General features: G+C 72.1%; 23 protein-coding genes. 21 read left to right on the forward strand and 2 right to left on the reverse strand.

Translation table 11 applies throughout. The features are described 5' to 3' along the window. From rho to ABD296_RS37765, 21 genes are all read left to right on the forward strand, one after another. On the forward strand, window positions 1-1,421 hold a 1,421-nt coding region (gene rho, locus ABD296_RS37665), incomplete at its 5' end, for a transcription termination factor Rho (RefSeq protein WP_344278902.1). 182 nt (window positions 1,422-1,603) lie between these two features. Beyond that, the gene (locus tag ABD296_RS37670; RefSeq protein WP_344278905.1) at window positions 1,604-2,998 is read left to right on the forward strand and encodes a sensor histidine kinase; all 1,395 of its coding nucleotides are present in this window, start codon (window positions 1,604-1,606) and stop codon (window positions 2,996-2,998) included. Between the two features lie 39 nt (window positions 2,999-3,037). Next, the gene (locus ABD296_RS37675) at window positions 3,038-3,691 is read left to right on the forward strand and encodes a response regulator transcription factor (RefSeq protein ID WP_344278908.1); all 654 of its coding nucleotides are present in this window, start codon (window positions 3,038-3,040) and stop codon (window positions 3,689-3,691) included. 239 nt (window positions 3,692-3,930) lie between these two features. Further along, on the forward strand, window positions 3,931-4,149 hold the full coding sequence (gene rpmE, locus ABD296_RS37680; protein ID WP_151544542.1) for a 50S ribosomal protein L31: 219 nt from the start codon (window positions 3,931-3,933) through the stop codon (window positions 4,147-4,149). A gap of 129 nt (window positions 4,150-4,278) precedes the next feature. After that, window positions 4,279-5,382, forward strand: a complete 1,104-nt coding sequence (gene prfA, locus ABD296_RS37685; protein WP_344278915.1) for a peptide chain release factor 1 — start codon at window positions 4,279-4,281, stop codon at window positions 5,380-5,382. A gap of 109 nt (window positions 5,383-5,491) precedes the next feature. Then, complete coding sequence (gene prmC / locus ABD296_RS37690; protein ID WP_344278918.1) at window positions 5,492-6,352, forward strand: peptide chain release factor N(5)-glutamine methyltransferase; 861 nt, start codon at window positions 5,492-5,494, stop codon at window positions 6,350-6,352. Between the two features lie 117 nt (window positions 6,353-6,469). Beyond that, on the forward strand, window positions 6,470-7,603 hold the full coding sequence (locus ABD296_RS50715; RefSeq protein WP_407061556.1) for an L-threonylcarbamoyladenylate synthase: 1,134 nt from the start codon (window positions 6,470-6,472) through the stop codon (window positions 7,601-7,603). 86 nt (window positions 7,604-7,689) lie between these two features. Further along, window positions 7,690-8,688, forward strand: a complete 999-nt coding sequence (locus ABD296_RS37700; RefSeq protein ID WP_344278921.1) for a DUF2207 domain-containing protein — start codon at window positions 7,690-7,692, stop codon at window positions 8,686-8,688. 134 nt (window positions 8,689-8,822) lie between these two features. After that, entirely contained in the window at window positions 8,823-9,992 is a 1,170-nt protein-coding gene (locus ABD296_RS37705; protein WP_344278923.1) for a glycosyltransferase family 4 protein, read from the forward strand. Window positions 9,993-10,415: 423 nt separating this feature from the next. Then, window positions 10,416-10,832 (forward strand): hypothetical protein, encoded by a 417-nt coding sequence (locus tag ABD296_RS37710; RefSeq protein ID WP_344278926.1) that lies wholly within the window; start codon window positions 10,416-10,418, stop codon window positions 10,830-10,832. An 87-nt stretch (window positions 10,833-10,919) separates the two neighbouring features. Beyond that, window positions 10,920-11,144 carry an AtpZ/AtpI family protein gene (locus tag ABD296_RS37715; protein WP_285910951.1) on the forward strand — a complete coding sequence of 75 codons (225 nt, stop codon included), beginning with the start codon at window positions 10,920-10,922 and terminating at the stop codon, window positions 11,142-11,144. 61 nt (window positions 11,145-11,205) lie between these two features. Then, the gene (atpB, locus tag ABD296_RS37720; RefSeq protein WP_344278932.1) at window positions 11,206-12,000 is read left to right on the forward strand and encodes a F0F1 ATP synthase subunit A; all 795 of its coding nucleotides are present in this window, start codon (window positions 11,206-11,208) and stop codon (window positions 11,998-12,000) included. 105 nt (window positions 12,001-12,105) lie between these two features. Further along, on the forward strand, window positions 12,106-12,339 hold the full coding sequence (gene atpE, locus ABD296_RS37725) for an ATP synthase F0 subunit C (protein ID WP_285910949.1): 234 nt from the start codon (window positions 12,106-12,108) through the stop codon (window positions 12,337-12,339). Between the two features lie 32 nt (window positions 12,340-12,371). After that, window positions 12,372-12,929: a F0F1 ATP synthase subunit B gene (locus ABD296_RS37730; protein WP_344278935.1), complete on the forward strand. Its 558-nt coding sequence runs from the start codon at window positions 12,372-12,374 to the stop codon at window positions 12,927-12,929. Continuing rightward, window positions 12,926-13,753 (forward strand): F0F1 ATP synthase subunit delta, encoded by an 828-nt coding sequence (locus ABD296_RS37735; RefSeq protein ID WP_344278938.1) that lies wholly within the window; start codon window positions 12,926-12,928, stop codon window positions 13,751-13,753. Before ABD296_RS37730 ends, ABD296_RS37735 begins: the two co-directional genes overlap by 4 nt. 39 nt (window positions 13,754-13,792) lie before the next feature. Beyond that, entirely contained in the window at window positions 13,793-15,430 is a 1,638-nt protein-coding gene (gene atpA / locus ABD296_RS37740) for a F0F1 ATP synthase subunit alpha (RefSeq protein WP_344278941.1), read from the forward strand. A gap of 6 nt (window positions 15,431-15,436) precedes the next feature. After that, on the forward strand, window positions 15,437-16,336 hold the full coding sequence (locus ABD296_RS37745) for a F0F1 ATP synthase subunit gamma (protein ID WP_344278944.1): 900 nt from the start codon (window positions 15,437-15,439) through the stop codon (window positions 16,334-16,336). A gap of 2 nt (window positions 16,337-16,338) precedes the next feature. Further along, a complete protein-coding gene (atpD, locus tag ABD296_RS37750; RefSeq protein WP_344278947.1) occupies window positions 16,339-17,769 on the forward strand; it encodes a F0F1 ATP synthase subunit beta in 1,431 nt (476 codons plus the stop codon). A 77-nt stretch (window positions 17,770-17,846) separates the two neighbouring features. Continuing rightward, a complete protein-coding gene (locus ABD296_RS37755) occupies window positions 17,847-18,233 on the forward strand; it encodes a F0F1 ATP synthase subunit epsilon (RefSeq protein WP_344278950.1) in 387 nt (128 codons plus the stop codon). Window positions 18,234-18,263: 30 nt separating this feature from the next. After that, on the forward strand, window positions 18,264-18,740 hold the full coding sequence (locus ABD296_RS37760) for a DUF2550 domain-containing protein (protein ID WP_344278953.1): 477 nt from the start codon (window positions 18,264-18,266) through the stop codon (window positions 18,738-18,740). Between the two features lie 204 nt (window positions 18,741-18,944). Then, window positions 18,945-20,456 carry a M20/M25/M40 family metallo-hydrolase gene (locus ABD296_RS37765; protein WP_344278956.1) on the forward strand — a complete coding sequence of 504 codons (1,512 nt, stop codon included), beginning with the start codon at window positions 18,945-18,947 and terminating at the stop codon, window positions 20,454-20,456. Between the two features lie 24 nt (window positions 20,457-20,480). On the opposite strand, the gene ABD296_RS37770 is transcribed toward ABD296_RS37765, so the two are convergent. Further along, the gene (locus ABD296_RS37770) at window positions 20,481-21,419 is read right to left on the reverse strand and encodes a DUF4097 family beta strand repeat-containing protein (RefSeq protein WP_344278959.1); all 939 of its coding nucleotides are present in this window, start codon (window positions 21,417-21,419) and stop codon (window positions 20,481-20,483) included. A gap of 129 nt (window positions 21,420-21,548) precedes the next feature. Next, window positions 21,549-22,190: a cob(I)yrinic acid a,c-diamide adenosyltransferase gene (locus tag ABD296_RS37775; RefSeq protein ID WP_344278962.1), complete on the reverse strand. Its 642-nt coding sequence runs from the start codon at window positions 22,188-22,190 to the stop codon at window positions 21,549-21,551. Window positions 22,191-22,275: the final 85 nt, after the last annotated feature.

Consider the following 22,275-nt stretch of genomic DNA (forward strand, 5'->3'; position numbering starts at 1 on the left):
GCCAGCGCCAGCGCGGCGGCCGTGAGCGCGGCGAGGGCCGCGACCGGGGCGACCGCGGTGACCGCAGTGAGCGGGGCGACCGCGGTGAGCGCGGCGACCGGAGCGACCGGAGCGACCGCGACGGCGGTGGCCGGCAGCGCGGCCAGAGCGGCCAGAGCCAGGGCGGCGGCGGCCAGCACGACGACGACGAGGGCGGCCGGAGCCGGCGCGGGCGCCGCTTCCGCGAGCGCAACCGCGGCCGCGGCGGCGCCCGCGAGCGCTACGAGGAGCCGGTGATCACCGAGGACGACGTCCTGATCCCGGTCGCGGGCATCCTCGACATCCTCGACAACTACGCGTTCGTCCGCACCACCGGCTACCTGCCCGGCCCGAACGACGTGTACGTCTCGCTCGCGCAGGTCCGCAAGAACGGCCTCCGCAAGGGCGACGTCATCACCGGCGCCGTCCGGCAGGCCCGCGAGGGCGAGCGGCGCGAGAAGTTCAACGCGCTCGTGCGGCTCGACACCGTCAACGGGATGGAGCCGGAGCAGGCCAAGGGCCGCGTCGACTTCTCCAAGCTGACCCCGCTGTACCCGCAGGAGCGGCTGCGGCTGGAGTCCGACGCGAACATCCTGACCACCCGGATCATCGACCTGGTCTCGCCGATCGGCAAGGGCCAGCGCGGGCTGATCGTGTCGCCGCCGAAGGCCGGCAAGACGATGGTGCTCCAGGCGATCGCCAACGCGATCACCAAGAACAACCCGGAGTGCCACCTGATGGTCGTCCTGGTGGACGAGCGTCCGGAAGAGGTCACCGACATGCAGCGGACGGTGAAGGGCGAGGTCATCCACTCGACCTTCGACCGTCCCGCCGAGGACCACACCACGGTCGCCGAGCTGGCGATCGAGCGTGCGAAGCGGCTGGTGGAGCTGGGCCACGACGTCGTCGTGCTGCTCGACTCGATCACCCGCCTCGGCCGGGCCTACAACCTGGCGGCGCCGGCGTCCGGGCGCATCCTGTCCGGTGGTGTCGACTCGACCGCGCTGTACCCGCCCAAGCGGTTCTTCGGCGCGGCCCGCAACATCGAGAACGGCGGCTCGCTGACGATCCTCGCCACCGCGCTGGTCGAGACCGGCTCCCGGATGGACGAGGTCATCTTCGAGGAGTTCAAGGGCACCGGCAACATGGAGCTGAAGCTCAACCGGTCGCTCGCCGACAAGCGGATCTTCCCGGCGGTGGACGTCGACCAGTCGTCCACCCGCAAGGAGGAGATCCTCATGGCGCCGGAGGAGCTGCGGGTCGTCTGGCAGCTGCGCCGGGTGCTGCACGCGCTCGACACCCAGCAGGCGCTGGAGCTCCTCATCGAGAAGATGAAGGAGACCAAGTCCAACGCCGAGTTCCTGCTGCAGGTGCAGAAGACCACGGTCTCCGACGACCGCTAGTCCCCTGTGCCGTGAACGCCCCCGTCCGGGTTCCGGGCGGGGGCGTTCCGCGTTCCCGTGCCGTCGGCGGGCGCCGATGGTGGGGTTAGCCCCACCTCCGTTCGGGCGGGGGCCCGCATGGTGGCCGGGCGTCCCGGAAGGCAGGCTTGCACCGTAGGTTGGAACGGGCGTGGAGGGACGACGTGGGCGAGCTGAGCAGGGACTACGGGGGCGCCGCGGGCCCGCCGGCGAGTGGCGGGGCCGGCGGCGGGCCCGGCGGCGCGACGCGGACGGAGGGGCGCGCCGGGGTGACGGTCGCGAACGCCTCCTGGCACCCGGTCGCGATGGTCCGCTCCCCGCTGACCTGGCTTTCCGCGGTGTACCTGGCGGTGGGTCTCGCGTTCGGGCTGACCTGGTTCGTGGTGCTCGTCGCTGGGCTCGCGGTGTCGATCGGCACGCTGATCATCTGGGTGGGGTTCCCGCTGCTGGCGCTGCTGATGGTGGCGTGGCGGTTCGGCGCGCGGCTGGAGCGCCGGCTCGTCGGTGCGGCGTTCGGCGTCGCCGTCCCCGACCCGTACCGCCGGCCGCCCGAGGGCCGCAACCCGTTCGTCCGGCTGAGGACGATGGCCGCCGACCCGGCCACCTGGAAGGACCTGGTCTACCTCGGGCTGCTGTTCCCCGTCACGCTGGTGGAGTTCGTGGCGTCGGCCTTCACGTGGGCACTGACGGGCACCCTGCTGTTCATGCCGCTGATCGTGCTGTTCGGCGGCGGCATGGAGATCAATCTCGGATGGGTGACGTACTGGTCCGGCAATCCGGTGGAGGCGGTCCCGGTGTCGGCGGCGGGGCTGGTCGTGCTCGTCCTGGCGATGTACGTGACCCGTTCCATGGCCCTCGCCCACGCGGCGTGGGCGCGGCTGATGCTCGGCCCGAACGCGTCCCAGGCGGAGAACCTGGAGCTGCGGGAGCGGACGGCGCACCTGCGGGCCAGCCGGGCGCGCGGCGTGGACGCGGCGGAGTTCGAACGCCGCCGCATCGAGCGGGACCTGCACGACGGCGCGCAGCAGCGGCTGCTGGCCGTCGCGATGGACATCGGCCGGGCCCGCGCGAAGCTCGACGAGGACCCGGAGGGCGCGCGGGCGCTGATCGAGCAGGCGCACACGGGCACCAGGGAGGCCATCACCGAGCTGCGCGACCTGGCACGCGGCATCTACCCGGCGATCCTCACCGACCGCGGCCTGGACCCGGCGCTGTCCGGGCTGGCGGGCCGCGCGCCCGTTCCCGTCGAGGTGGACGTCGACCTGCCGGAGCGCCCGCCGGCCGCGGTGGAGAGCATCGCCTACTTCATCGTCGCCGAGGCGCTGGCCAACATCGCCAAGTACGCGCGGGCGACCCGCGCGTCCGTCCGGGTCGCCCGCGAGGACCGCTGGGTGGTCGTCGAGGTGACCGACAACGGGGCCGGCGGGGCGGTGGCGCGGCCGGGCGGCGGGCTGTCCGGGCTGGCCGACCGGGCCGCCACCATCGACGGCATGCTGATCGTGGACAGCCCGCCCGGCGGGCCGACGATCATCCGCGCGGACCTTCCCTGCACCTGGTGACGGGACCCGGCGCGCCCCGCGAGGCCCGATAATGGGCGCATGCGGGTAGTGATCGCCGAGGACTCGGTGCTGTTGCGCGAAGGGCTCGTCCGGCTGCTCGCGGACGCGGCGATCGAGACGGTCGCGACCGTCGGGGACGGCCCGGGGCTGCTCGGCATCGTCGAGGAGCACGAACCGGACCTCGCGATCGTGGACGTGCGGATGCCGCCGTCGTTCACCGACGAGGGGCTGCGCGCGGCGCTGGCCGTCCGCGAGCGCCGGCCCGGCACGCCGATCCTCGTCCTGTCGCAGTACGTGGAGGAGCGGTACGCGACGGACCTGATCGGCGGCGGCGCCGAGGGCGTCGGCTACCTGCTGAAGGAGCGGGTGTCGGACGTCGCGGAGTTCATCGACGCGGTCCGCCGGATCGCCGCCGGCGGGACGGTCATCGACCCGGAGGTGATCGGCCAGCTGCTCGGTCGGCGCCGCACCGGCGACCCGCTGGAGGCGCTGACGCCGCGCGAGCGCGAGGTGCTGGGGCTGATGGCGCAGGGCCGCGCCAACGGCGCCATCGCGCAGGACCTGGTCGTCACCGAGGGCGCGGTGGAGAAGCACATCTCCAACATCTTCGCCAAGCTCGACCTGCAGCCCGCGCAGGGCGGGCACCGCCGGGTGATGGCCGTGCTCGCCTACCTGGGCCGCGCCGGCTCCTGACCGCCCGCACCCGGACCGCGCCCGCACCCGATCGCGAGCGCCCCGGGCCCCGCGGCCGTGCAAGATCGGGAATGACCGGTGACCTCGGCACGTTCGGGTATCTGGCACACTTGGACTGCAACCGCTGCGGTACCGGTTCACGCCTCCCAGATCTCCCGTGGCCCCGTCCCATGGAACACGCCCATGGAAAGGCCCGGCGAGCGGGAGCGCCCGGCGACCGCCCCATGCGAGGAGAACCCATGAAGCCCGACATTCACCCGGACTACGTCGTCACGACCGTGACGTGCACGTGCGGCAACACCTTCGAGACCCGCAGCACCGCCGAGAACGGCGTGATCCACGCCGACGTGTGCTCCAACTGCCACCCGTTCTACACGGGCAAGCAGAAGATCCTCGACACCGGCGGCCGGGTGGCGCGCTTCGAGCAGCGCTTCGGCAAGAAGAAGGCCGGCAAGTAACACGGCCGACCACGCACAGCGCCGCACAGCCACCAGGGACGGCCCGGGGACTCTCCAGGTCCCCGGGCCGTCCGGAGTCGGCTTCCGGAGGCCGCCGCGCCCCCGGGCCGGGACGGGCCAGGACACACCGTGAATCTCGACGAACTCATCAGCGAATACGCCGGCATCGAGGGGCGGCTCTCCGACCCGTCCGTCCACGCAGACCAGGCTCTGGCGCGCAGGCTCGGCAAGCGCTACGCCGAGCTGCGGCCGATCGTCGAGACGCACCGGGAGCTGGCGTCCACCGAGGGCGACCTGGCCACCGCCCGCGAGCTGGCCGGCGAGGACGAGGCGTTCGCCGCCGAGGCCGCCGACCTGGACAAGCGCAGGGACGAACTGGAGGAGCGGCTGCGGCGGCTGCTCGTCCCCCGCGACCCCAACGACTCCAAGGACGTGATCCTGGAGGTCAAGGCCGGTGAGGGCGGCGAGGAGTCGGCACTGTTCGCCGGCGACCTGCTGCGGATGTACCTGCGGTACGCCGAGCGGGTCGGCTGGAAGACCGAGGTCCTCGACTCCCACCCGTCCGATCTCGGCGGCTACAAGGACGTCACCGTCGCGGTGAAGGCGAAGAAGGGCGCGCAGGATTGGGGGGCGGCGGGGCGTAGCCATGGGGGTGAAACAGAGGGCGTCTGGACGCGGCTGAAGTACGAGGGCGGCGTCCACCGGGTGCAGCGCGTGCCCGCGACCGAGTCGCAGGGCCGCATCCACACCAGCGCCGTCGGTGTCCTGGTGTCGCCCGAGGCCGAGGACGTCGACGTCCAGGTCGATCCGAACGACCTGCGCATCGACGTGTACCGCTCGTCGGGGCCGGGCGGGCAGAGCGTCAACACCACCGACTCCGCGGTCCGCATCACGCACCTGCCGACCGGGGTCGTCGTCTCCTGCCAGAACGAGAAGAGCCAGCTGCAGAACAAGGAGCAGGCGCTGCGGATCCTGCGGTCCCGGCTGCTGGCGATGGCGCAGGAGGAGGCGGACGCGGCGGCGGCGGCCGAGCGCAAGAGCCAGGTCCGCACCGTCGACCGGTCCGAGCGGGTCCGCACCTACAACTATCCGGAGAACCGGATCTCCGACCACCGCGTCGGCTACAAGGCCTACAACCTCGACCAGGTGCTCGACGGGGACCTGCACAACGTGACGCAGGCGCTGGTCGACGCGGACATGGAACGCCGGCTGGCCGAAGCCCAGAAGTCATGAGCGCAGCGAACCCGGGGGGCGTGGGGGGTCGTCCCCCCTCGAGAGGCACGGTCATGAGCGCAGCGAACCGGGGGGCGTGGGGGGTCGTCCCCCCTCGAGAGGCACGGTCATGACGCTGCTGCTGGACGAGATCGCCAGGGCCACCGCGCGGCTTGCGGACGCGGGGGCGGCCTCGCCGCGCGCGGACGCCGAGGAGCTGGCCGCGGCGGTGCACGGGGTGAAGCGCTTGGAGCTGCACGGGGTGCCCGACGGCGCGTTCGACGCCCGGTTCTGGGAGTACGTCGCGCGCCGCGAGGCCGGCGAGCCGCTCCAGCACATCACCGGCCGGGCGTTCTTCCGCTACCTGGAGCTGAAGGTCGGCCCCGGGGTGTTCGTGCCGCGCCCGGAGACCGAGGTGATGGTCGGCTGGGCGCTGGAGACGCTGCGCGACATGGACGTCCGCGATCCGCTGGTCGTCGACCTCGGGACGGGGTCGGCGGCGATCGCCCTGTCGATCGCCCTGGAGGCCCCTCGCGCGCGCGTGCACGCCGTGGAGAAGGACCCCAAGGCGTTCGTGCACGCGACCCGCAACATCGAGGAACTGGACGAGCGGGGCCGCGTCCGCCTGCATCTGGGCGACTTCGGCAATGCGCTGCCGGAGCTGGACGGCACCGTCGACCTCGTCGTCAGCAACCCCCCGTACATCCCGATGAGCGAATGGGAGTACGTGCCCCGCGACGTCCGCGACCACGACCCCGCGGACGCCTTGTGGGGCGGCGGCGACGACGGCCTGGACGCGATCCGGATCGTGGAGCGCACCGCCCGCCGCCTGCTGCGCCCCGGCGGCCACGTCGCCGTCGAGCACAGCGACCTGCAGGGCAACGGCGTCTACTGGATCTTCGCGGAGGAGAACGGCTGGCGGGACGTCCGCAACCGCCGCGACCTGACCAACCGGGACCGGTTCGTCACCGCCCGCCTGGTCTCCGACTAGACCGGGCCCCTCGGGGCCCGGGCCCGTCCGGCTCGGGACGCGGCACCGCACGTCACGGGGCTATCCTGGGCCGTGCCATAAAGGACGAGCGCCGCGCAGATGGGAAGACGGGCGACCGTGAGCCGACGTTATGACTGCTCCGAGCCGATGGAGCGCACCCGTGGAATCGCCGACGCCGTCTCGGCCGTCCGGCGCGGTGAGCTGGTCGTCCTGCCGACCGACACGGTGTACGGGGTCGGCGCCGACGCGTTCACGCCCGCCGCGGTGCAGGCGCTGCTGGACGCCAAGGGCCGCGGGCGCGACATGCCGCCGCCGGTCCTGGTCGGGTCCGTGCGGGCCGCGACCGCGCTGGTCGAGGACCTCGGCACCTACGGCCAGGACCTGATCGACGAGTTCTGGCCCGGCGCGCTCACGCTGGTGTGCCGCGCCAACCCGAACCTCATGTGGGACCTCGGCGAGACCAAGGGGACCGTCGCCGTCCGGATGCCGATGCACGAGCTCGCCGTCGAGGTGCTCAAGGAGACCGGGCCGCTCGCCGTGAGCAGCGCGAACCTCTCCGGCGAGCCCGCCGCGCGCAACGCCGACGAGGCGGAGAAGATGCTCGGCGACTCGATCTCGGTGTACCTGGACGGCGGCCGGTCGGGGCACGCCGACCCATCGACGATCATCGACCTGACCGGCTCCGTGCCGCGGCTGCTGCGCCTCGGCGCGATCCCCGAGGACAAGATCCGCGCGGTCGTCGGCGTGCTGCTGACCGACGAGGACGAGCCGGCCGCGCCGCCGGAGCCGGCGGAGCTCACAGCGTCCGCCTCCGGCGCCGGGGAAACCAAGCCCTCCCTCACCAAGCACACCGCGGCCGAAGCCGCCCACGCGCCCGCTGAGCCCGCCTCCGCCCCGGCTGAGCCCGCCTCCGCCCCGGCTGAGCCCGCCGACGCCCCGTCCGGGTCCGCGGACGCCCCGTCCGTCCCGGGCGGGTCCGCGGACGCCCCGCAGGCCCCGCCGGAATCGGCGGACGCGCCGTCCGTTCCGCCCGAGGCGGCGAACGCCCCGGACGTCCCGCCCGAGGCCGCCGACGCGCCCGGGACGCCGCAGGAGGAAGCCGGCCTCGTCGCGGGTGCCGCCGAGACGACGGACCCCGACAAGAGCAAGCCCGAGCAGGCCGCGCCGAACGTCCCCGAAGAGGCGGCCGACGCCCCCAAGGCGGCCGAAGCCGGCCCCGCCGCCCCGGCGAAGCCGAACGACGATCAGTGAGCTGACCGCCCCCGGCCGCCGCCGGCAGGGTAATGAACGGGCGGTTCACCGCCTGGCGCCGAGGGCGCTGCAATAAGTTCTCTTAAATGCGTGCCCGTGTCCGGGGGCCCGCGTTCGCCGCGGGCGTGCTGCTGGTGATCGTCGTGTTCGCGCTGCCCGCCGTGGCGGCGGACGCGGCGGGCGGGGCGGTGCCCCGCGAGAGCATCCCGACCTACGACGTGGTCCTCACCCTCGGCCGCGACGGGGTTGTCTACGTCCGGGAGACGATCACCTACGACTTCGATCGCGGCGGCGAGCAGGGGATCGTCCGGCGGGTGCCGTTCCGCCGCGCGAACCGGCTGTTCGACGTCCGGGGCGTCAGCGCGGGTTCCTCGACCGGCGCGCCCGCCCGCGCCCGGACCATGCGGCTGCTGAACGACCTGCAGATCACGGTCGGCGACCGGCGCCGCGAGGTGCGCGGCCGGCAGGCGTACGTGATCGAGTACGCCGTGGGCTGGGCGTTCACCCCTTATACCGACCATGACGAGCTGGTGTGGGACGCGATCGGGACGAGCTGGGGCGTGCCGATCGGCGACGCCGTCGTCCGGGTCGAGTCGCCGGTGCCGCTGCGCCACGTGACGTGCCGGGCGGGCAGCCGGGGAGCCACGACGCGCTGCCTGGGCCACCGCGACGGCCGCTACGCGGTGGACTTCGCGCAGAGCGCGCTCGCCCCGCACGAGGGGATGACGGTCCGGGTGCGGCTGCCCAAGCACGCGATCAGCGTCGCGCCGCCGCACTACGCGCGGCCGCACTGGGCGGGCACCTGGCCGGGCACCGCCGCGCTGGCGCTGGCGCTGGTCGCCGTGGTGCTGGCGGCGCGCGGGACGGTGCCGCGCCGGCGGATGGGCGCGCTACTGGCCGCGGTGGGCGCGCTGCTGATCGTCTCGGACGCCGCGGACGACGTGCTGGACCGCGGCCCGTGGGCGTTCTCGCTCGGCGACCGGACGCTGGCGGGCCTCGCGTTCGTGATCATCGGCGCGGCCGTGCTGCACGGCCGGAAGTCCGAGACGGCGCGATATGCGGCGGATGGGGCCCGGTGGGACTAGAGTTGGCCGGTCGCGACGGCGAACCGATCGCGCCTGGCGGACGTCTTACCCGGTCGGGAACCTCGTCCAGGTGACGGTGCGTTCATTCGGGGCATGTGCAGCAGTGGTGATCGGCGAAGGGAGGCGCGGGGGAGTTGCGGGAATACCTGCTCACCATCCTGGTCGCCGCCCTGGTCGCCTATCTCCTGACGCCCGCGGTCCGCCGGTTCGCCGTCTGGTTCGGCGCGCAGGCCGTGCCCCGCGACCGGGACGTGCACGTGATCCCGACGCCCCGGCTGGGCGGGCTGGCGATGTTCGGCGGGATGGTGGCCGCCCTGGTCGTCGCGTCCGGGCTGCCGGAGATGCGCAGGGTGCTGGCCAACGGCGACATCAGCGCCGGCAAGGCGCTGCTGATGTCGGGCGGGCTGATCGTGCTGGTCGGGATCGCCGACGACCGGTGGGAGGTCGACCCGCTCACCAAGTTCGCCGGGCAGGTCGCGGCCGCCGGGATCTTCATCATGCAGGGCATCCAGATCTACTCGATCCCGCTGCCGAACGGCGAGTCGCTGGCGCTGCCGCCCGCCTACGGGGTGCCGCTGACGGTGTTCGTCGTGGTCGCCACGATCAACGCGGTGAACTTCATCGACGGGCTGGACGGGCTGGCCGCCGGGGTCGTCGGGATCGCCGCGCTCGGCCTGTTCGGCTACGCCTACCTGCTGACGAAGACCAACGGGATGTCCACGCTGAGCGGGGCGACGCTCACCGCGGCCGTGCTGTTCGGGATGTGCCTGGGCTTCCTGCCGCACAACTTCAGCCCCGCGAAGATCTTCATGGGGGACACCGGCTCGATGCTGATCGGGCTGCTGCTCAGCGCGTCCACCATCCTGCTGACCGGGCAGTTCGACCCGGCGGTGCTGGCCAACGGGCTGTTCCCGCTGTACGTGCCGCTGCTGCTGATCCCGGCGGTGGCCGCGGTCCCGTTCATGGACATGCTGCTGGCGGTCTGGCGCCGCACCAACCAGGGCAAGTCGCCGTTCTCGCCGGACAAGCAGCACCTGCACCACCGGCTGCTGAAGCTCGGCCACTCCACCCGCCGCGCCGTGCTGATCATGTACTTCTGGGTGGGGCTGCTGGCCTCCGGGCTGGTCGGGCTGGCGCTGTTCAACGCCGCGTGGATCACCCTCGGGGCGACGCTGCTGATCGCGATCGTCGGGGTGCTGCTGATGCTGCGGTTCGGCCGGCCGCGCGGCCGGCGCGGGGGCGCGGCGGCGGAGCCGGGCGACACCGGGCAGCAGCCCGCGGCCCGCCCGCGGCTCCCGGTCTGACCGCCGGGTCCGGCCGCGCGGTCCGGCCGCCGGGTCTGACCACCGGGTCCGGCCGCCGACCTGCGCGAAGGTCCGCCCGGTGCGGTGACGAGCGCCACCCGGCGCCGGGACGGTGTACTACAGGCCGTCGAATACGATTCGGATTACCGGTGTAGAGCGGGCGGCCCCCGGGTAGGGTGCGACGACCCTCTCGAACGTGTTCACGCCTCGTGTCCACCGCGGCCCTCGGCCCGCGGCGCGTCCCGGCCGTTCCCCGGATCGGGTGCCGTGACCTGGGTTAAGGTCCGTGGTGCGAGCGTGGCTCCGCGCCCGGGCCGAGGCCGGGCAGGGCGTTACCTCTAGGGTAATTGTGGACATTCCGGACGCTTGTGATACCTTTCACGAACAAGAGACGACCACTGAACGTGACCAGCCGGAGCCCTCATGCAATCTTCCGACGCCCGGATCCTCCGCGGCGCCGCGATCCCGACCGGGGCGGTCGGGGTGGGCGCCGTCCTGATCGGCCTGCTGACGGCGGGCGGCAAGGGCGCGCTGGCGGCGGCGCTGGCCACCGTCGTGGTGCTCGCGTTCTTCTCCGTCAGCGCGGTCGCGGTCTCCTGGGCCGGGAAGATCTCCGCCCAGACCATGATGCTGGCCGCGCTGGCCAGCTACATGGTGAAGATCCTCGCGGTGATGGTCCTGGTCACGGCCATGGACGGGGTCTCGGTCTGGAACACCAAGGTCTTCGGCTGGGCGGTGATCGCGCTGGCCCTGTGCTGGATCGCCGCCGAGTTCCGCGTCGCCCTGCAGCGGAGGCCCTACATTGACGAGCCCGAAGGCGCCCTGGACCGGAGTCCGTGATGTCCGTGACATCCGCGCGGCGCACGGTCCTGGCGGACTACTCCAATATGACCACCGCAGGCATGGCCTGCTATCGTCCGGAGCGCGATGAGCGAGCAGAAGCGCCGGCCCGAGGACGGCCAGCGGGAATTCGCCGACGTCGCCTGGTCCGTGCCCAGCTACCTCCTGTCCGGCATGATCATCTGGGGCGGGATCGGGTGGCTGCTGTCCTGGTGGACCGGGTGGGCGTGGCTGATCCCGATCGGGCTGGTCGTCGGTGTCGCGCTCGCCGTCTACCTGGTCTACGTGCAGTACGGTCGCCACTCCTCCTGAGCGGCCCCGCCGCCGAGGAAGCCTACGTGAAACATCACCACATTGACGAAGGGAACGCCGCGTGAACGCGCTGACGGTCCTCGCCTCCTCCGGTGGGGAGGAGTTCCAGGCCCCGGGGCCTGAGATCTTCGACTTCCCACCCCTGTTCTCCGGTGCCCCGGGCTGGCTGACCAAGCCGGTGCTGTTCGCGGTCGTCGGCGCCCTGCTGATCTGCGCGTTCTTCTGGAGTGCGTTCGCCAAGCCGAAGCTCGTGCCGCGGGGCATGCAGAACGTCGGCGAGGTCGGCTACATCTTCGTCCGGGACCAGATCGCGCGCCCGTTCCTCGGCAAGAACACCGAGCGGTGGATGCCGCTGCTGATGTCGCTGTTCTTCCTGGTGTGGGTCTGGAACATCTTCTCGGTCATCCCGATCATCCAGTTCCCGATCGCCTCGCACATCGCGTTCCCGATCGTGCTGGCGCTCTTCGTGTACTGCCTGAAGGTCTACCTGGGCATCAAGCACCAGGGCGCCCGGTACTTCACCGACATGCTCCCCAAGGGCCTGCCGAAGCCGATGTACATCCTGCTGGTGCCGATCGAGTACCTCTCGACCTTCATCCTGGCGCCGTTCACGCACGCGGTCCGGCTGTTCGCCAACATGTTCGCCGGCCACACCATCCTCGCGTTCTTCAGCCTCGTCGGCTTCTGGTTCCTGTTCGAGAAGCCCACCGTCGCCGGGTTCGGCGTCGGCATCGTCGGCGTCCTCGTCACGATCGTGATGACCGCCTTCGAGCTGCTGATCCAGTTCCTGCAGGCCTTCCTGTTCGCCATGCTGGCCGCCATGTACATCCAGAGCGGCCTCGAGGCGGAGCACTAGCCCTCCGGGTCGGAAGTGCCCCCCGGCGCCCGGCCCGAAACCGACAACCTCGCTCAAGCCCAGACCGGCGGACTCTCCGCCGGCCGACAGAAAAGGAAAGAACCCATGACGGGAGTCCTCGCCGCCGTCGACGGTAACGTCACCGCGATCGGTTACGGCCTCGCTGCCATCGGCCCGGGCATCGGCATCGGCATCATCTTCGGCCAGGGCGTCAACGCGATCGCCCGCCAGCCCGAGCTGACCGGCGTCATCCGCACCAACATGATGCTGGGCTTCGTCCTCACCGAGGCGCTCGCCCTGATCGGCCTGGTCGCGCCGTTCATCTTCAAGAGCGTCTGACCACCCCTGCCACCTGAGGAAGGGCTGCAGACATGATCACAGCAGCTTCCGTCCTTGCGGCGGAGGAGAACAACCCTCTCGTCCCGCACCCGTACGAGCTGGTCGTCGGCATCTTCTCGTTCGTCGTCGTGCTGGTCGTCATCGGCAAGATCCTCACCCCGCGCATCCAGCAGACGCTGGAGGAGCGGACCGACGCGATCGAGGGCGGCCTCAAGCGCGCCGAGCAGGCGCAGGAGGAGGCCCGCCAGACGCTCGAGCAGTACAAGGCCCAGCAGAAGGACGCCGCGATCGAGGCGTCCAAGCTGCGCAAGAAGGCCGAGGAGCAGGGCGCTCAGATCATCGCCGAGATGAAGGAGCAGGCCCAGTCCGAGGCGCGCCGCATCATCGACGCCGCCAAGGCGCAGATCGAGGCCGAGCGCCAGCAGGCGCTGACCTCGCTGCGCGCCGAGATCGGCTCGATGTCGGTGGAGCTGGCCTCCCGCGTGGTGGGCGAGTCCCTCGAGGACGGCGCCCGCCAGAGCCGGGTGGTCGACCGGTTCCTCGAGGAGCTCGAGGAGCGCGCCCGCACGCAGGAGCAGATCACATCATGACCATCACGGGAGCGGTGAGCAGGGCGTCGCTGGCCGAGGCCATGGACCGGCTGGAGGCCGTCATCTCCTCCGCCGGCCCCGACCTCGACGGGCTCGGCGGCGACCTGTTCGCGGTGCTGCACCTGATCGACCGCGAGCACGGCCTGCGGCGGGCGGTCTCCGACCCGGCGCGGGACGGCGCGGACAAGGCGCAGCTCGTCCGGATCCTGCTGGAGGGCAAGGTGTCGCCGGCCGCTCTCGGGCTGGTCGCCGACGTCGTCCGGATGCGCTGGTCCACCCCCTCGGAGCTGTCGGACGCGGTGGAGACCCTCGCGGTCACCGCCGAGTCCGCCCGCGCGGAGGCGGCCGGCCGGCTCGACGACCTGGAGGACGAGCTCTTCCGGTTCTCCCGGGTCATCGAGGGCGAGGTCGGGCTGCGCGGTGCGCTGGCCGGCCCCGGCCTGCCGGCCGACCGCAAGGAGGGCCTGGTCACGACGCTGCTGGAGGGCAAGGTCCAGCCGGCCACGCTGGCCCTGGTCACCGAGCTGGTGCTGCGCCCGCGAGGACGTAGCCTGGAAGGCGGGCTGGCCGAGTACGGCCGGATCGTCGCCCGCCGGCGGGAGCGGCTGGTCGCGCTGGTCCGCACCCCGGTCGCGCTGACCGACGCGCAGCGCACCCGGCTCGCCGCGGTGCTCGCCGCCGCCTACGGCCACGAAGTACACCTGAACATCGAACTCGACCCCACGGCGATCGGCGGCCTGTCGATCGAGATCGGGGACGAGATCATCGACGGCACGATCGCCGGACGGCTGGACGACGTCCGCCGGCGGCTCGGTACCGGCTGACGCCGGCCGAGCTGATCCAAAGGGAGCAAGAGAGGAATCATGGCGGAGCTGACGATCCGTCCGGATGAGATCCGGAACGCGCTGGAGCGCTTCGTCCAGTCGTACGAGCCCGAGGCCGCCGCGCGCGAAGAGGTCGGCACCGTCGTCGATTCGGGCGACGGTATCGCCCACATCGAGGGCCTGCCCTCCGCGATGGCGAACGAACTCCTTGAGTTCGAGGACGGTACCCGTGGCCTGGCTCTGAACCTGGACGTGCGCGAGATCGGCGCCGTTGTCCTCGGCGACTTCAGCAAGATCGAGGAGGGCCAGAAGGTCCGCCGCACCGGAGAGGTCCTCTCGGCCCCGGTCGGCGACGCCTTCCTCGGCCGCGTCGTGGACGCGCTGGGCAACCCGCTGGACGGCAAGGGCCCCATCGAGAGCACCGAGCGCCGCGCGCTGGAACTGCAGGCGCCGAGCGTCGTGCAGCGGCAGTCGGTCGGCGAGCCGCTGCAGACCGGCATCAAGGCGATCGACGCGATGACGCCGATCGGCCGCGGCCAGCGCCAGCTGATCATCGGTGACCGGCAGACCGGCAAGACGACGGTCTGCGTGGACACCATCATCAACCAGAAGGAAGCCTGGGAGTCGGGCGACCCGAAGCGGCAGGTCCGCTGCGTGTACGTCGCGATCGGCCAGAAGGGCTCCACGATCGCCAACGTCCGGCGCTCCCTGGAGGAGGCCGGCGCGCTGGAGTACACCACGATCGTGGCGGCTCCCGCGTCGGAGCCGGCGGGCTACAAGTACATCGCCCCCTACACCGGGTCCGCGATCGGGCAGCACTGGATGTACCAGGGCAAGCACGTCCTGATCGTGTTCGACGACCTGTCGAAGCAGGCCGAGGCCTACCGCGCGGTGTCGCTGCTGCTGCGCCGTCCGCCGGGCCGCGAGGCCTACCCGGGCGACGTCTTCTACCTGCACTCGCGGCTGCTGGAGCGCTGCGCGAAGCTGTCGGACGACCTCGGCGCCGGCTCGATGACGGGTCTGCCGATCATCGAGACCAAGGGCAACGACGTGTCGGCCTACATCCCGACGAACGTCATCTCGATCACCGACGGGCAGTGCTTCCTGGAGACCGACCTGTTCAACCAGGGCGTCCGGCCGGCGATCAACGTCGGCATCTCGGTGTCCCGGGTCGGCGGCTCCGCGCAGATCAAGGCGATGCGCAAGGTCGCCGGCACGCTGCGGCTGGCGCTGTCGCAGTTCCGCGACCTGGAGGCGTTCGCCGCGTTCGCGTCCGACCTGGACGCGGCCTCGCGCGCGCAGCTGGAGCGCGGCGCCCGCCTGGTCGAGCTGCTGAAGCAGCCGCAGGGCTCGCCGTTCCCGATCGAGCAGGAGGTCGTGTCGGTGTGGGCCGGCACGTCCGGTGAGCTGGACGACGTCCCGGTCGCCGACGTCCGCCGCTTCGAGCGCGAGTTCCTCGACTACGTCGAGCGCGAGGACGCGGGCCTGCTGACCTCGATCCGGGAGACCGGCCAGCTGACCGACGACGACCTCACCAGCCTCAAGGACACCATCACGGAGTTCAAGAAGGGCTTCCAGACCGGCGAGGGCGACCTGCTGGCCGGGGACGAGTCCGCCGAGGCGATCGAGGACGAGGCCGTCGAGCAGGAGACGATCACCCGCGTCAAGAAGGGCTGATCGGCCATGCCCGCACAGCTTCGTCAACTCCGGCAGCAGATCAAGACGGTCAAGTCGACCGCCAAGATCACGCGCGCCCAGGAGATGATCGCCACGTCGCGGATCGTCAAGGCCCAGGCGGCGGTGGCGGCCTCCAAGCCGTACGCCGACCGGATCACCCAGGCCCTGTCCGCGCTGGTGAGCCACCGTGTCGGGATCGACCATCCGCTGCTGCACGAGCAGCCGACCGACAACCGCAGCGCGGTGCTCATCATCACCTCCGACCGCGGGTTCTGCGGCGCCTACAACGCCAACGTCATCCGCGAGGCCGAGTCGCTGATCACCGCGCTGCGCGAGCAGGGCCGCGAGCCGGTCCCGTACGTGGTCGGCAACAAGGGCATCACCTGGTACCGGTTCCGGGACCGGGAGGTGGCCGAGACCTGGCACGGGTTCAGCGACCGCCCCGCCTTCGCCAACGCCGAGCGGATCGGGCGGCGGCTGACCGAGGACTTCCTCAAGACCGACGCCGAGGGCGGGGTCGGGGAGATCCACGTCGTCTACACCGAGTTCGTCTCGATGCTGACGCAGAAGGTCCAGGTCCGGCGGCTGATGCCGCTGGAGGTGGCCGAGGGCGACGGCGACGGCCACGTCCTGCCGACCTACGAGTTCGAGCCGTCCGCGCAGGCCGCGCTGGACCTGCTGCTGCCCAACTACGTCGAGAGCCGCATCTTCCACATGCTGCTGCAGTCGGCGGCGTCGTTCCAGGCGTCGGTGCGGCGGGCGATGAAGTCGGCGACCGACAATGCCAATGATCTGCTCGGGGTCTACACGCGCCAGATGAACCAGGCGCGGCAGGCCGCGATCACCCAGGAAATCAGCGAGATCGTCGGTGGCGCTGACGCGCTCGCCGAGTCTGGCGGGGAGTGACAATGACTGCACAGGTAGAGACGGCGACCGCGACCGGGCGCGTCGCACGCGTCATCGGCCCGGTCGTCGACGTGGAGTTCCCCGCCGACGCCATCCCGGACATCTACAACGCCCTCAACGTGCAGGTCACGCTGGGCGGCGAGGAGAAGACCCTGACCTTCGAGGTCGCCCAGCACCTGGGCGACAACATGGTCAGGTGCATCTCGATGCAGCCGACGGACGGACTGGTCCGCGGCGCCTCGGTGACCGACAGCGGTGAGTCGATCGCGGTGCCGGTGGGCGACATCACCAAGGGGCACGTGTGGAACGCCCTCGGTGACGCGCTGGACGTCCCGACCGCCTCGCTGGAGATCAACGAGCGCTGGGGCATCCACCGCAAGGCGCCGGCGTTCGACCAGCTGGAGTCCCGGACGGAGATGCTGGAGACCGGCATCAAGGTCATCGACCTGCTGTGCCCGTACGTCAAGGGCGGCAAGATCGGCCTGTTCGGCGGCGCGGGTGTGGGCAAGACCGTCCTCATCCAGGAGATGATCCGGCGCGTCGCCCGCAACTTCGGCGGCACCTCGGTGTTCGCCGGCGTCGGCGAGCGCACCCGTGAGGGCAACGACCTCTGGGTGGAGATGGACGAGGCGGACGTCCTGAAGGACACCGCCCTGGTGTTCGGGCAGATGGACGAGCCGCCGGGCACCCGGCTGCGCGTCGCGCTGGGCGCGCTGACGATGGCGGAGTACTTCCGCGACGTCCAGAACCAGGACGTGCTGCTGTTCATCGACAACATCTTCCGGTTCACCCAGGCCGGCTCGGAGGTGTCCACGCTGCTCGGGCGCATGCCGTCCGCGGTGGGGTACCAGCCGACGCTGGCCGACGAGATGGGCGTGCTGCAGGAGCGGATCACCTCGACGCGCGGTCACTCGATCACCTCGATGCAGGCGATCTATGTGCCCGCCGACGACATCACCGACCCGGCGCCGCACACCACGTTCGCGCACCTGGACGCGACGACCACGCTGGCACGGAGCATCTCCGAGAAGGGCATCTTCCCGGCGGTGGACCCGCTCGACTCCACCTCGCGGATCATGGACCCGCAGATCCTGGGGAACGAGCACTACTCCGTCGCCCAGGAGGTGGTGCGGATCCTGCAGAAGTACAAGGAGCTGCAGGACATCATCGCGATCCTCGGCATCGACGAGCTGTCCGAGGAGGACAAGGTCACCGTCCAGCGGGCGCGGCGCATCGAGCGGTTCCTGTCGCACCCGATGTACGTGGCCGAGCAGTTCACCGGCCAGCCCGGTGTGACGGTGCCGAAGGACGAGACGATCGCCTCGTTCAAGGCGCTGGCGGAGGGCAAGTACGACCACCTGCCCGAGCAGGCGTTCTTCATGTGCGGTGGCATCGAGGACGTCGAGAAGAAGGCCAAGGAGCTGGAGAAGTAGTCCGCTCCGGCGGGGCCGTCCGGACGCGCGTCCGGACGGCCCCGCCGGAACCGCTCCAGTATTCGGAGGATTGAGACGTGGCAACCCTGAAGGTCGGGCTGGTCTCGCCGGAGCGCGAGATCTGGTCCGGCGAGGCCAGGACGGTGGTCGCGCAGACCATCGAGGGCTCGCTCGGCATCCTGCCGGGCCACGCCCCGGTGCTGGGCGTGCTGCTGGACGGCAGCGTGGTGACCATCGAGCCGGCCGACGGCGGCGAGCGGGTCAGCGTGATGGTCGGCAGCGGGTTCTTCTCCGTCGCCGGCGACGAGGTCGCGATCCTGGCCGAGCAGGCCGAGGTCGGCGACGAGATCGACGTCCAGGAGGCCCGGCAGGCGCTGGAGAGCGCGCTGGCCGGCGACGGCGAGGACGCGACGCCGGAGCGGCGGGCCCGGGCGCGGCTGCGCGCGGCGGGCATCGAGGTCTAGTTTTTCGCATCGAGCGAACGGCGGGGGGACTTGGGCGGGCACCTGGCACTTGACGCGGGCGGGGTGCTCGCCGGGTTCGTCCTGGTGGTGGCGCTCGTGTTCGTGACGATGGCCGTGCGCCGCTGGCTGTTCGTCCGCGGCGGCGGCACCGTGGAGTGCAGCCTGCGCACGATGCCCGGCGAGGGCGCGGGGCCGGACGCCGCGCCGGGGGTGTGGCGCCTCGGTATCGGCCGGTACCGGGGCGACGAGCTGCACTGGCACCGCGTGTTCGGTTTCCGGAGAAGGCCCCGGCAGGTGATCCACCGCCGGGGCCTCGTCGTGTCCAACCGGCGGACGCCGGGGCCGGACGAGGCGGACGGGCTGCTGCCGGACGTGAGCGTGATCGAGGTGCGCGACGGCGCGCGGGTGGTGGAGCTGGCGATGGGCGCGGCGGCGCTGACCGGGTTCCTGGCCTGGCTGGAGGCGGCGCCGCCCGGTTTCCCGGTGGACGTGCACCCGCCGGAGTGACCCGTCCGGCGCGGCCGCACGCGGGATGCCGGGTGCGCGGGTGCCGGGGGGGCCGGGCGGTGATTCGGCCGCGGGTTGGCGTGCGGACGGTAAGGCGGCGGTATCGAAACGGCCGGGTCGCTCCGGCGATCCTTGCGGCGGGCGGGTCCCGGGCTCATGATCGGCCCTGGTCACAGCTCCGTTCCCGTCTCCGCAGGAGTGCACGTGCGCAAGCTCATCACCGGCGCCGCCGTGGCGCTGTCGGCCGCCGCCGTCCCGGGGGCGCAGGCCGCCGCCGTGTCCGGCGCGCCGGCGGGCCCCGACCTGGCGGCGCTGGTCACGCTGAAGGACGTCCAGCGGCACCTGGACGCCTTCCAGGAGATCGCCGACTACAACGGCGGGAACCGCGCGGTCGGCGGGCAGGGCTTCAAGGTGTCCGTCCGGTACGTCGCGGGCCGGTTGAAGAAGGCCGGGTTCACGCCGAAGGTGCAGCGGTTCACGTTCCCGTACTGGCGGGAGCGCTCGGAGCCGACGCTCGCGCGGACGGCGCCGTCCAAGGCGTCCTACAAGGTGGGCACGGACTTCGTGACGTTCGCATACTCGGGCGCGGGGGACGTGACCGCGCCGGTGGCGGCGGTGGATCTTCCCGCCTCCGGCGTGGGGACGAGCGGCTGCGAGAGCGACGACTTCGCGGGCTTCCGCAAGGGCTCGATCGCGCTGATGCAGCGCGGGACGTGCGCGTTCTCCACCAAGGTCGCCAAGGCGCGGGCCGCGGGCGCCGCCGCCGCGGTGATCTTCAACGGACCGGGCGAGAAGGGCCCGGTGAACGGGACGGTGGAGAAGGTCGCGCCGATCCCGGTGGTGGGCCCGTCCTTCAAGGTGGGGTCGGAGCTTGCGAAGGCGGCGAGGAAGGGCGGCCTGAAGCTGCGCGTCCGGACCGACACCGTGCACGGCCGGCGGTCGGCGAGCAACGTCATCGCCGACACGAAGCGGGGCCGGGCCGGCAACGTGGTGGTGGCCGGAGCGCACCTGGACAGCGTCCCCGACGGGCCGGGGATCAACGACAACGCGACGGGCGCGGCGGCGCTGCTGGCGGTCGCGGAGAAGATCGGCAAGCTGCCCGCCGAGGACCTGCGCAACCGGGTGCGTTTCGCCTGGTGGGGGGCCGAGGAGGAGGGCCTGATGGGCTCGGCGCACTACGTGCGGACGCTGAGCGCCGCGGACCGGGGCAAGATCGCGCTGGACCTGAACTTCGACATGCTCGGCTCGCCGAACGGCACCCGCGCGGTCTACGACGGCGACCACTCCTCGCACAGCGGCACCGTCCCGCCGGCCGGGTCCGGGGCGATCGAGAAGATCTTCCGGGACTACTTCGCCGGGCGGCACCTGCCGGTGACCCAGTCGCCGTTCGACGGCCGCTCGGACTACGGGCCGTTCGTCGAGAAGGGCATCCCGTCCGGCGGCATCGAGACGGGCGCGGAGGGCGTCAAGACGGCGGCTGAGGCCAAGGCGTACGGCGGGACGGCCGGCAAGGCGTACGACCCGTGCTACCACGCCAAGTGCGACCGGATGAAGAACGTCGACCTCAAGCTGCTCGACACCAACGTCGACGGCGTCGCCTACGCGACGCAGCGGCTGGCCGCCAGCACGCTCCCGGTGAACGGGGAGGCGCGCGTCGCGGCCGTTCCCACGGCGCCGTACCGTCCCGAACGGCAGGGCCCGTACCTGCTCCGCTGAGCGCGCCGGCCGTGACGGACCGGCTCAGACGGGCTTGATCGCGATGTGGCCGGCGTTGGTCTCGACGGTGACCAGCCGGGGCGCCCGCGAATCCTGGTGGATGCCGGGGTCGACGTCCTTGCCGCCGGTGCCGGTGTGCAGCGCGACCGCGTAGGACGGGGCGCCGGGCAGCCCCAGCCGGACGGAGCCGGTGTCGCTGGTGACCTGGAGCCGCTGCGGCGGCGCGCCCAGCTTGAGCTGGATCGAGCCGGCGTTGGTCTTGACCGCCAGCCGGTCGGTTCTGAGGCCGCCCGTCGAGACGCCGCCGGTGTCGGTGCGCACGTCGGCGGAGGTGACGCGGCCGCCCATCCGGACGCCGCCGCCGCCGGTCCGGGCCGTCAACCGGCCGGACGTCAGGCCCGCCACGGTGATCGACCCGGTGTCGGTGTGCAGGTCGGCGACGTCGGCGCGGCCCGAGATCCGCACGTTCCCCGGCCCCGCGCTGAGGGTCGCCGAGGAGGTGCGCAGGTCCGTCGCGGTGACCGCGCCGGTGTCGCCGTGCAGCCGGACCGTCCCGGCCAGGCCGGAGACCCGGATCGATCCGGAGCCGGCGCGGACGTCGACGGCCGTGGCGCGCGGCACCTGGATCCGGTAGGAGATCCGGCACGGGTTGGAACCGATCACGCTGTGCCCGCACTTCGCCGACAGCGACAGCGTCCGCCCGTCGACCTTGTGCCGCGGCTGGGGCTTGTTGCGGTCGTTGGACCAGCGCAGATGCTCGGTGACCTTGATGCCGGGGGAGTCGGAGGCGGTGATCTGCACCGACCCGTCGCCCGGCGACACCTTCAGCGCGCCGACGCCGTCCGGCGCGGTGTAGGAACGGTCCTCGGCGTGGCGGCTGAAGCTGAGCCCGCAGCCCGTCACGGCCGCTCCTGCCAGCACCGCCGAGCCGGCCAGCGCCGCCGCTCCTGCCAGAGTCCTCACGTCGTGTCTCTCCCCGCCGCTCGCCTCGCGCCCCCGTCACGGGACAGCCTGCCGTGCGGCGGGCCGCGCCGACAGGAGGCGGACCGGCGTTCCAGGGGTGGGGCTAACCCCACCCCGCCCCGCCCCGGTTCAGCGTTCGCCGCCCGGCTTCCACAGCACGTCGCCGTGGCCGGCGTTCGCGACGCGGCACAGGATGAACAGCAGGTCCGACAGCCGGTTGAGGTAGGCGGCGGTGAGCGGGTTGACGCCCCGTTCGGGGGCCTCCGGGACACTCACGCCCGCTTCGCCGACAGGGGCGGCGCCGTGCGCCTCGATCGCGGCCCAGGCGGACCGCTCGGCGCGCCGCGTCACCGTCCGCGCGACGTGCAGCAGCGCCCCGCCGGGGGTGCCGCCCGGCAGGATGAAGCTGCGCAGCGGCTCGAGGTCGGCGTTGTGCTCGTCGCAGGCCGCCTCGAGGCGCTCGATGTAGGACGGGTCGACACGCAGCGGCGGGTACTCGGGGTCGGGCACCACCGGCGCGCACAGGTCGGCGCCCACGTCGAACATCTCGTTCTGGACGCGGATCAGCAGCGCCCTCAACTCCTCCGGGAGGTCGCCGAGCGTCAGGGCCACGCCGATCGCGGCGTTGGCCTCCTCCACGTCGGCGTAGGCGGCCAGGCGGGGGTCGGTCTTACTCGTCCGCGACGCGTCGCCGAGCGCGGTGCTGCCGTCGTCGCCGGTCCGGGTGTAGATCCGCGAGAGGACGACGGGGGTCTCCCTGTTCTTCGCCATGGCCGTCACACTAGCGCCGCACCGTCCGGGCCCCGGCGGGGGGGGGCGCCCCCCCCGGCGCCGGCGGGCCCCGGGGGGGGGGAAA

It is taken from the genome of Actinomadura napierensis, from assembly GCF_039529375.1.
Lineage (GTDB): Bacteria > Actinomycetota > Actinomycetes > Streptosporangiales > Streptosporangiaceae > Spirillospora > Spirillospora napierensis.

Bases quoted from the DNA above. Each gene is read 5' to 3' on its own strand.
- ABD296_RS37675 (WP_344278908.1), top strand. From the start codon at position 3,038: ATGCGGGTAGTGATCGCCGAGGACTCGGTGCTGTTGCGCGAAGGGCTC.
- rpmE (WP_151544542.1), top strand. From the start codon at position 3,931: ATGAAGCCCGACATTCACCCGGACTACGTCGTCACGACCGTGACGTGC.
- prmC (WP_344278918.1), top strand. From the start codon at position 5,492: ATGACGCTGCTGCTGGACGAGATCGCCAGGGCCACCGCGCGGCTTGCG.
- ABD296_RS37700 (WP_344278921.1), top strand. From the start codon at position 7,690: ATGCGTGCCCGTGTCCGGGGGCCCGCGTTCGCCGCGGGCGTGCTGCTG.
- ABD296_RS37710 (WP_344278926.1), top strand. From the start codon at position 10,416: ATGCAATCTTCCGACGCCCGGATCCTCCGCGGCGCCGCGATCCCGACC.
- ABD296_RS37715 (WP_285910951.1), top strand. From the start codon at position 10,920: ATGAGCGAGCAGAAGCGCCGGCCCGAGGACGGCCAGCGGGAATTCGCC.
- atpE (WP_285910949.1), top strand. From the start codon at position 12,106: ATGACGGGAGTCCTCGCCGCCGTCGACGGTAACGTCACCGCGATCGGT.
- ABD296_RS37730 (WP_344278935.1), top strand. From the start codon at position 12,372: ATGATCACAGCAGCTTCCGTCCTTGCGGCGGAGGAGAACAACCCTCTC.
- ABD296_RS37735 (WP_344278938.1), top strand. From the start codon at position 12,926: ATGACCATCACGGGAGCGGTGAGCAGGGCGTCGCTGGCCGAGGCCATG.
- atpA (WP_344278941.1), top strand. From the start codon at position 13,793: ATGGCGGAGCTGACGATCCGTCCGGATGAGATCCGGAACGCGCTGGAG.
- ABD296_RS37745 (WP_344278944.1), top strand. From the start codon at position 15,437: ATGCCCGCACAGCTTCGTCAACTCCGGCAGCAGATCAAGACGGTCAAG.
- atpD (WP_344278947.1), top strand. From the start codon at position 16,339: ATGACTGCACAGGTAGAGACGGCGACCGCGACCGGGCGCGTCGCACGC.
- ABD296_RS37775 (WP_344278962.1), bottom strand. From the start codon at position 22,190: ATGGCGAAGAACAGGGAGACCCCCGTCGTCCTCTCGCGGATCTACACC.